The 1,130-nt window shown below is 63.7% G+C and carries 1 pseudogene; it reads left to right on the forward strand.

What is annotated here, in order from left to right:
* Positions 1-94: 94 nt before the first annotated feature.
* Positions 95-1,041: pseudogene (locus ACGFSA_RS35255) on the forward strand (MFS transporter); the annotation flags it as partial.
* Between the last annotated feature and the right edge of the window lie 89 nt (positions 1,042-1,130).

Below are 1,130 nucleotides of genomic sequence, written 5' to 3' on the forward strand. Positions count from 1 at the left end.
CTACCAGGGGCTTCACTCATGTCTGACGCCGAGTCACCATCCCGCCGTCCAGCATCATCACGCGCCGCAACCGTCAGGTTGCCGAGAAGACTTCATTGCACTCGGGCCGATCATCGGCGGCATCGCGACGACCTACTTTTCCTGGCGTTGGGTGTTCGCCGGCGAGGTGGTGGTGGTCGGGATCCTCCTGTTCACCCGCCGTATTGCCGACGCGCCCCTCGACAGGCGACCGCACATCGACATTCCTGGCGCGCTGCTCTCCGGCCTGGGCGTTGGAATCTTCGTCTTCGGTGTACTCCGCTCGGCCGAATGGGTTGGTTCGTACCCAAGGCCGGGACCCCGTCCATGCTCGGCATCTCCCTGGTCGTCTGGTTGATGCTGGTAGGGCTGTTCCTGGTCTGGCTCTTCTTCCGTTGGGAGGTCCGACTTTCGGACCACGGCAAGGAGCCGCTCATCGACCCTGAATTCCTGAAGAACCGGCAACTCACCGGTGGCCTGACGATGTTCTTCTTTCAATATCTGGTGCAGATGGGTGTGTTCTTCATTGTCCCGCTGTATCTGTCGGTCGCGCTTGGCCTCCCGGCAGTCGATACCGGTGTCCGCATCCTTCCGTTGTCTTTGACGCTGCTCGCAGCTGCCACCGCGATTCCGCGCTTTCTCCCGCACGCTTCGCCGCGGCGCGTGGTGCGCCAGGGGATCTTCGCACTTCTCGTGGGGGCGATTGTCCTTCTGGCGGCGCTCGATACGGAGTCGGGCGCGGAGATCGTCACTATTCCCCTCCTGTTCATCGGATACGGGATGGGGGCGCTGGCGTCGAAGCTCGGGTCGGTCACCGTGTCGGCGGTGCCCGACGAGCAGAGCGCCGACGTGGGTGGCGTCCAGAACACCGTCACCAATCTCGGCGCATCGATCGGTACCGCGCTGGCCGGGTCGATTCTCATCGCCGCCCTGACGTCTTCATTTCTCGCCAACATTCAACGGAGCCCAGCGATCCCGGCTGAAATCAAGGCACGGGCGAACGTCGAGCTCTCAGCCCGGATCCACCGGCTGATGTTTCCGAGGTCCGATTTCTCGCCGAGGGCTGATGGTGGTGTGGGGCACGGGTTCGAGGGCGTGCAGTGCCCGCCGCG

It is taken from the genome of Streptomyces sp. NPDC048496 (genome assembly GCF_043200055.1).
GTDB lineage: Bacteria > Actinomycetota > Actinomycetes > Streptomycetales > Streptomycetaceae > Streptomyces.